Consider the following 7,720-nt stretch of genomic DNA (forward strand, 5'->3'; position numbering starts at 1 on the left):
GAACACGACCGGGCCCCGCCCCCTTTTCGGGCCGTCACGACCGAGGGCGATTTGTCACGATTCGGAAGAGTCTTCAACGCGAGGGCATCACACAGATGAACTCCCGTGGGCGAGACGAAGAACCAGCCTCGCCAGGCCGTAAGCATCCCCGACTATCGGACTAACGTGCTGTGGGCCAGCTGAGTCCCATTGAGGGGAACCCTGTGATCGACACGCCCGAGGAGACCCGCGGGACGTCAACCGGCACCGTGGTCCGTACCGTCCTGCGTCCTGCCGAGACCTCTCCCCCGCCCCGGCCCGTGGCACGCCGGGAGAACCGGCTGCGCGCCCTGGACGGGCTGCGGCTCGTCGCGGCCCTCATGGTGGCGGGGTATCACTACGGCGGCCGGGACGGCGAAGTCGTGCGGGCCTGGGGCAGCTCGCCGAAGCACCAGTTCCCCACGCTGCACCAGCTGTTCGCCTACGGCTGCCTGGGCGTGCAGGTCTTCTTCGTGATCAGCGGCTTCGTCATCTGCATGAGCGGCTGGGGCCGTCCGCTGCGCTCCTTCTTCGCCTCCCGCGCCTCCCGCCTGCTGCCCGCGTACTGGGCCGCGATCATCATCGTGACGGCGGTGTTCGCCCTGCCCGCCGTCACGTACAAGGCGGTCTCGCCGAGCGACGCGCTGCTCAACCTCACCATGCTCCAGCAGCCGCTGGGCGTCGACCGGGTGCTCGGCGTGTGCTGGACCCTGTGGGCGGAGGTCCGCTTCTACGCCCTCTTCGCGCTGTGCATCGTGCTGCCGGGGGCGAACCGGCGGCGCGTGATCCTGTTCTGCGCGGGCTGGACCCTGGCCGCGGCCATCGCGCAGGGCGTGAACGAGCCGCTCCTGAACATGGTCCTGATGCCGGAGTACGCCCCGTACTTCATCGGCGGCGTCGGCCTCTACCTCGTCCACCGCGACCGGCGTGACGCGTACGCCTGGGGCATCGTCGGGGTGAGCTGGCTGATCGGCCAGCACTACGCGGTCCAGCGCCTGTGGCACGCACCGAACCCGGAGTTCTTCTCCGACCGCTCGGCCCTCGGCATCATGCTCGTCGTCACCTTCGGCTATGTCGCCGTGGCCGCCATCGCGCTGGGCTGGCTGAACTGGGCGAACTGGCGCTGGCTGACGGTCGCGGGCGCGCTGACGTACCCGTTCTACCTGGTTCACGAACACCTGGGCTGGGTCGCCATCAAGGCCTACCACCAGACCCTGCACATCCCCTCGTACGGCACGTTCCTGGCCACGGTCGCCACCATGCTGCTCCTGGCCTGGCTGCTCAACCGGTACGTGGAGAACCGGCTCACTCCGAAGCTGCGCACGGCGCTGGCGAAGCCGCGCCCGCAGCCGACCCCGGTGACAGCGGCTCAGCCGATGCCGTAACGCGCCTCGATGCCCGCGACGACCAGGTGCAGGCCTTCCTCGAAGTGCCGTTCGTAGTCGCCGAAGATCTCCGCGCCCGCCGCGGCCGACAGAGGGAAGTCGGCCATGCGGCGGGCGCGTTCGTCCAGGTCGTAGCCCTCGCGGCGCTCGCCCGGCAGAGGCTGGACGCCCTGCTCCTCGGTGACGAAGCCGATCGTGTAGAGGTACGTCGTGGACGTCGCGCGGACCGCCTGGGTGAGGGTGAATCCCGACTCGGTGAAGAGCCGCAGCATCCGCTCCATCTCGACCGCGTGCAGGGTTCCCGTGAAGCGTGAACCGCTGAAGACCTTCGCACCGTCGCGGTAGCTCAGCAGGGCGGCGCGCAGTCCGCGGTTGGCGGCGAGCAGCCGCTCCCGCCAGCCGGCGCCCGGCGCCGCCGCGGCGTCCTCGACCATCCGGCGGTACATCTCCGTGGCCATCTCGTCGAGCAGTTCCTGCTTGTTCTTGAAATGCCAGTAGAGCGCGGGCGCCTGGACGTTCAGCTCCCTGGCGATGGCCCGGAGGGTGAGGCCGTCGAGGCCCGTCTCGTTGAGCAGCCGCAGGGCGGTCTCGACGACCTGCTTCTTGTCCAGCTTGGGGGATCGCTGGGGTCTCTGGGTAACCACGCTTGACAGTTTAACGCCGTTAAGGGCATGCTCGCGGCATGGAACTTAACGGCGTTAAGGAGATGACTGTGGACGTGAACGTGGACGTGGACGTACTCGTCGTCGGCGCGGGCCCGACCGGCCTCGCCCTCGGCGCCGATCTCGCCCGGCGCGGGGTGGACGCCCTCGTGGTGGAGCGGGCCGACGCGCTGTTCCCCGGCTCACGCGGCAAGGGGATCCAGCCGCGCACGATGGAGGTCTTCGACGACCTCGGTGTCCTCGACGCGATCCGCGCGGCGGGCGGCGACTACCCGGTCGGGATGATCTGGCAGGACGGCGAGCGCGTGGGCGAGCACCAGATGTTCGACCCGGCCGAGCCGACGGACGACTCGCCGTACAACGCACCGTGGATGGTGCCGCAGTGGCGTACGCAGGAGATCCTCTTCGCTCGGCTGGAGGAGCTCGGGGGCCGGGTCGCCTTCGGCCGCGAGGTCGTCGCGGTCACCCAGGACGGGAACGGGGTGACCGTGGAGTTCGCCTCCGGCGCGCCGGTCCGCGCGCGGTACGTCGTCGCCGCCGACGGTGGCCGCTCCGCGGTGCGGCGCGCGCTCGGGATCGGCATGACCGGAGAGACCGTCGACCCGGACCCGATGCTGGTGGCGGACGTACGGATCAGCGGGCTGGACCGCGACAACTGGCATGTCTTCCCGCCGCGCGAGGACACCGGCGGCTTCCTGGCGATCTGCCCGCTGGCCGGTACGGAGGACTTCCAGGTCGTGGCGCAGTTCCCGGAGGGCACGGACGTCGACCTGTCCCTCGACGGCATCCGCGGGACCGTCGCCGCGCGCTCCCACCTCGCGCCCGAGGCCGTGACCGAGGTGCGCTGGGCCTCGGACTTCCGGCCGCGCGCGGCGCTGGCGGACCGCTTCCGCGCCGGGCGGGTCTTCCTGGCCGGGGACGCGGCGCACATCCACTCCCCTGCCGGTGGCCAGGGGCTCAACACCAGCGTCCAGGACGCCTACAACCTGGGCTGGAAGCTCGGCGCGGTACTGCGCGGCGAGGCTCCCGAGTCCCTGCTCGACACCTACGAGGAGGAACGGCTCCCCGTCGCCGCCGACATGCTCGGTCTGTCCACCCGGGTCCACCGCGGCGAAGTCCGCCGCGGCGGGGCGACCCGCCAGCTCGGGCTCGGCTACCGCGACTCCTCGCTCGCGGTGGAGACCCGTACGGACCTGCCGGACGAGTCCCTGCGCGCGGGCGACCGCGCCCCCGACGGAACCGCGGACGGCGTACGCCTCTTCGACGCGTTCCGGGGACCGCACTGGACGCTGCTCACGGTCGGCGCGGACGCGGAAGCACCGGCGCTCCCCGGTGTCCGCACCGTGCGGATCGGGTCGTGCGAGAGGTACGGGACCGGGGTCTTCCTCGTCCGCCCCGACGGCTACGTGGGATGGGCGGGCACCGGCACGCGGGATCTGCCGGAGTACGCGACCCGGGCGGGTCTGACCGTCGGCTGACCCGGACCGCCGCGGAAGCCTGTCCGCTCTAGGCGCTGGCGAGCGTGAGCTTGACCGCGAAGCCGAGGAAGAGAGCACCGGCGGCGGTCGTGGCTCCCGCGGAGAGGCGCTTGCGCCGGCGGAAGGCCGCGGACAGCCGCGTACCGCTGAAGATCAGCGCGGTCAGATAGAGGAAGCTCGCGAGCTGGGCGAAGGCGCCGAGCACGACGAAGGAGAGGGCCGGGTAGGCATACCCGGGGTCGACGAACTGAACGAAGAAGGCGACGAAGAACAGGATCGCCTTCGGGTTGAACAGGCTGATCACCAGCGCTCGCCGGAAGGGCCGCTCCCCGGCCTCCGCCTCGGTCTCCGCGCTCTGCACGGCCGGCTCGCGCCGGGCCCGCCACATCGCCCACGCGGCCCGCAGCATCCCGACCGCCAGCCAGGTCAGATATCCCGCACCGGCGTACTTCACGATGCTGAACAGCACCGCGTTCGCCTGGAGCAGCGACGCCACACCGGCCGCCGACAGTGTCATCAGCACGGTGTCCCCGCACCACACACCCGCGGCGGCGGTATAGCCCGTACGGACGCCCTTGCGGGCGGCGACGGACAGCACGTACAGCGAGTTCGGTCCCGGCAGGAGGACGATCAGGACAAGACCCGCGAGATAGGTGGGGAGATCGATGACACCAAGCATGAGAGCGAGTGTCGCACGCGGCCACGACAGCGGGCAGAGGTGTCTCGCAGGTCAGTCACCGTCGAGGAGCGTGTCCACGGAGAGGTCGAGAACGACGCCGACGGATTCGGGGACCGGGACGCTCTGGCCCCGCTGGTAGCGCTCGGGCGCCGCGTACTTGCCGTTGGCCGGGTCCCGGTACAGCAGGACCTCGTCGTGCTTGCGGTCGGCCACGATGTAGACGGGGACACCGGCCTCCGCGTAGCACTCGACCTTGGGGCCGAGGTCGTCGGACCAGTTCGACGAGGTGACCTCGACGACCAGGCGGAAGACGTTCGGGGCGTAGCAGTTCTTCTGGACGAGGGCGTCCCGGAAGTCCTCGTCGACGACGGAGAAGTCGGGGATCGCGAAGTCGGCGGGCAGCGTGGGCAGCCAGAGGCCGACGCCCTGGACGTACTCGAGCCCCGCCTCCACGACCCCGGCCCGGTCGAAAGCCCTACCCAGCTTGGTCAGCGACAGCGCGTGCGAGCCGTCCGGCGGTGGTGTCGCGGTGAGCCTCCCCTGGAGAATCTCCACGCGGTGCCCAGGCAGTGCACGGGAGAGCAGGTCGGCGGCTTCGCTCAACGTCAGCTCGTGTTGCAGTACGGCCACGGCATCCTCCTTTGCAGGGGTCACTCTTCATGAGCGTAACCGGGGGCGCGCGGCTTCCGCTTCCGTTCGCCCGTACGAAGGAATCGCCCAGGTCAGAAGGCATCCGACGGCACGTACGTCCCCCAGATCTCGCGGAGCGCGTTGCAGACCTCGCCGACCGTCGCGCGGGCGCGCAGGGCGTCCTTCATGGGGTGGAGGACGTTGTCCGTGCCCTCGGCGGCCTTCTTGAGGGCGGCGAGGGCGGCGTCGACGGCGGGCTGGTCGCGCTCGGTGCGGAGCCGGGCGAGGCGTTCGGCCTGCTGTGCCTCGATGGCCGGGTCGACGCGCAGCGGTTCGTACGGCTCCTCCGCGTCGAGCTGGAAGCGGTTGACGCCGACGACCACGCGCTCGCCGGAGTCGGTCTCCTGGGCCACGCGATACGCGGAGCGCTCGATCTCGCCCTTCTGGAAGCCGTGCTCGATCGCCCCGACCGCGCCGCCCAGGTCCTCGACCCGCGTCATGAGATCGACGGCCGCCGCCTCGACGTCGTCGGTCATGCTCTCGATGACGTACGAGCCGGCGAAGGGATCGACCGTCGCCGTCACGTCCGTCTCGTAGGCCAGCACCTGCTGGGTGCGCAGGGCGAGGCGCGCGGACTTGTCGGTGGGCAGCGCGATGGCCTCGTCGAAGGAGTTGGTGTGCAGCGACTGCGTGCCGCCGAGGACGGCGCCGAGGCCCTGGACCGCGACGCGGACCAGGTTCACCTCCGGCTGCTGCGCCGTCAGCTGGACACCCGCCGTCTGGGTGTGGAACCGCAGCATCAGCGACTTGGGGTTCTTCGCGCCGAACTCTTCCCTCATCACCCGGGCCCAGATCCGGCGTGCGGCACGGAACTTGGCGACCTCCTCCAGGATCGTCGTACGGGCGACGAAGAAGAAGGAGAGGCGGGGAGCGAAGTCGTCGACGTCCATGCCCGCCGCGACCGCCGTACGGACGTACTCGATGCCGTCGGCCAGGGTGAACGCGATCTCCTGCGCGGGAGACGCCCCCGCCTCGGCCATGTGGTAGCCCGAGATCGAGATCGTGTTCCACTTCGGGATCTCGGTCCGGCAGTACTTGAAGATGTCCGCGATCAGGCGCAGGGACGGCTTGGGCGGGAAGATGTACGTCCCGCGCGCGATGTACTCCTTGAGCACGTCGTTCTGGATGGTGCCCGTCAACCGGTCCGCCGGGACGCCCTGTTCCTCGCCGACGAGCTGGTACATCAGCAGCAGCAGCGCGGCGGGCGCGTTGATCGTCATCGAGGTGGAGACCTTGTCCAGCGGGATCCCGCCGAACAGGACGCGCATGTCGTCGATCGAGTCGATCGCCACGCCGACCTTGCCGACCTCGCCGTGCGCGAGGGAGGCGTCCGAGTCGTGGCCCATCTGGGTGGGCAGGTCGAAGGCGACCGACAGACCCATCGTGCCGTTCGCGATCAGCTGCTTGTAGCGGGCGTTGGACTCGGCGGCCGTGCCGAAACCGGCGTACTGCCGCATCGTCCACGGACGGCCCGTGTACATCGACGGGTAGACACCGCGGGTGAAGGGGTACGCGCCCGGCGCGCCCAGCTTCTCGGCCGGGTCCCAGCCGTCCAGGGACTCGGGGCCGTAGACCGGTTCGATGGGCAGTCCGGACTCGGATTCGCGCGTCATTGCTGTGCCTCCCGTGAAGCCGCCCGATGACAGGAATCGACCTGGGCGGACTGTAGCGGCCGAGGTGCACCCGGTGGAGGGACCCGCGCCGAGACCGCGCTCAGGGACCGGATCACGGACCCGTTTCATGGTTCCCTTCCACCATGCCGCCTGGTTCGCAACCGGTCACCCGCGGGGAGCATCTCAGGTGACACGACGGCGGCACGGGGAGCCGATGTGCACGACAGGAACGGGTGGAACAGGGGTCCGGATGCGTACGAGTGGCATGAAGAGATCGCTGGCCGCGCTCGCGGCGCTCGCCGCGGTGAGCGGCTGCACGGCGCAGGCCGTGGACGCGCAGGGAAAGACGGCGCCGCCGGTACGGATCGCCGGTTCGCTCGGCCCGGCCCCCGCCACGACGGGGAAGGACGACAAACCGGGCGGTCCCTCGAAGGGCGAGGACGAAAGGCCCGCCGCCACCCCGACGGGGAAGGCCGACACGCCGACTCCCGTCCCCGCCAAGGTCCTCTGGTCCCGCGGCGACCGGGGCGACGACGTCCGCAAGGCGCAGGCCCGGCTGCACCAGGTCGCCTGGCTGATCACCCCGCCGACGGGGACGTACGACGCCCGGACGGTCGCGGCGGTGAAGGGGTTCCAGGGCAAGCGGGGCCTGCCGCGCACCGGTGAACTGGACGCCGTCACCTGGCAGCGGCTGCGGAAGATGACGCACGAGCCGGCCGCCTGGGAGCTGTACCCGTACGGCGGGCAGCCGGCCGCGAAGCCCGACCCGCGCTGTCTGACGGGCCGGGTCCTGTGCGTCAGCAAGACGAGTCGCACGCTGCGTTGGATGATCGACGGGAAAACGGTCTCGCAGATGGACGTGCGGTTCGGCTCGCAATACACGCCGACCCGCGAAGGTGTGTTCACCGTCTACTTCAAGTCGCGCCACCATGTGTCGACCATCTACGACACGTCGATGCCGTACGCGATGTTCTTCAGCGGCGGCCAAGCGGTCCACTACTCCCCCGACTTCGCGGCCCGCGGCTACTACGGCGCGTCGCACGGCTGCGTCAACGTGCGGGACGAGGGGAAGGTCTCGGCGCTGTTCGCGCAGGTCCGGACGGGCGACAAGGTCGTCGTCTACTGGTGACGGGCCCCTGCGCGGAGACGGGGGAGGGGAAGAGTGGGGCGCGGGCGGGACCGGGGGAACGTGTCC

The 7,720-nt window shown here is 70.4% G+C and carries 7 protein-coding genes; 3 read left to right on the forward strand and 4 right to left on the reverse strand.

The features are described from left to right. Positions 1–263 precede the first annotated feature (263 nt). The gene (locus ACFWBT_RS39755; protein WP_385708790.1) at positions 264–1,403 is read left to right on the forward strand and encodes an acyltransferase family protein; all 1,140 of its coding nucleotides are present in this window, start codon (positions 264–266) and stop codon (positions 1,401–1,403) included. On the opposite strand, the gene ACFWBT_RS39760 is transcribed toward ACFWBT_RS39755, so the two are convergent. Further along, on the reverse strand, positions 1,388–2,047 hold the full coding sequence (locus ACFWBT_RS39760; RefSeq protein ID WP_385708772.1) for a TetR/AcrR family transcriptional regulator C-terminal domain-containing protein: 660 nt from the start codon (positions 2,045–2,047) through the stop codon (positions 1,388–1,390). The two genes, ACFWBT_RS39755 and ACFWBT_RS39760, sit on opposite strands and share 16 nt — an antisense overlap. Positions 2,048–2,085: 38 nt before the next feature. Here ACFWBT_RS39760 and ACFWBT_RS39765 point away from each other — a divergent pair, with 38 nt between their 5' ends. Beyond that, a complete protein-coding gene (locus ACFWBT_RS39765; RefSeq protein ID WP_385708775.1) occupies positions 2,086–3,543 on the forward strand; it encodes an FAD-dependent oxidoreductase in 1,458 nt (485 codons plus the stop codon). Between the two features lie 28 nt (positions 3,544–3,571). Here ACFWBT_RS39765 and leuE read toward each other — a convergent pair whose 3' ends face one another. The 3 genes from leuE to ACFWBT_RS39780 all read right to left on the reverse strand — a co-directional run bounded on the left by leuE (position 3,572) and on the right by ACFWBT_RS39780 (position 6,525). Next, positions 3,572–4,222 (reverse strand): leucine efflux protein LeuE, encoded by a 651-nt coding sequence (gene leuE / locus ACFWBT_RS39770; protein WP_385708778.1) that lies wholly within the window; start codon positions 4,220–4,222, stop codon positions 3,572–3,574. 51 nt (positions 4,223–4,273) lie between these two features. Then, entirely contained in the window at positions 4,274–4,852 is a 579-nt protein-coding gene (locus ACFWBT_RS39775) for a Uma2 family endonuclease (RefSeq protein WP_385708781.1), read from the reverse strand. Between the two features lie 92 nt (positions 4,853–4,944). Further along, positions 4,945–6,525 (reverse strand): methylmalonyl-CoA mutase, encoded by a 1,581-nt coding sequence (locus tag ACFWBT_RS39780; protein WP_385708784.1) that lies wholly within the window; start codon positions 6,523–6,525, stop codon positions 4,945–4,947. Positions 6,526–6,790: 265 nt separating this feature from the next. On the opposite strand from ACFWBT_RS39780, the gene ACFWBT_RS39785 reads away from it, so the two are divergent. Further along, on the forward strand, positions 6,791–7,654 hold the full coding sequence (locus ACFWBT_RS39785) for a L,D-transpeptidase family protein (protein ID WP_385708787.1): 864 nt from the start codon (positions 6,791–6,793) through the stop codon (positions 7,652–7,654). Positions 7,655–7,720 lie beyond the last annotated feature (66 nt).

Source organism: Streptomyces sp. NPDC060027, from assembly GCF_042737005.1.
Classification (GTDB): Bacteria; Actinomycetota; Actinomycetes; order Streptomycetales; family Streptomycetaceae; genus Streptomyces.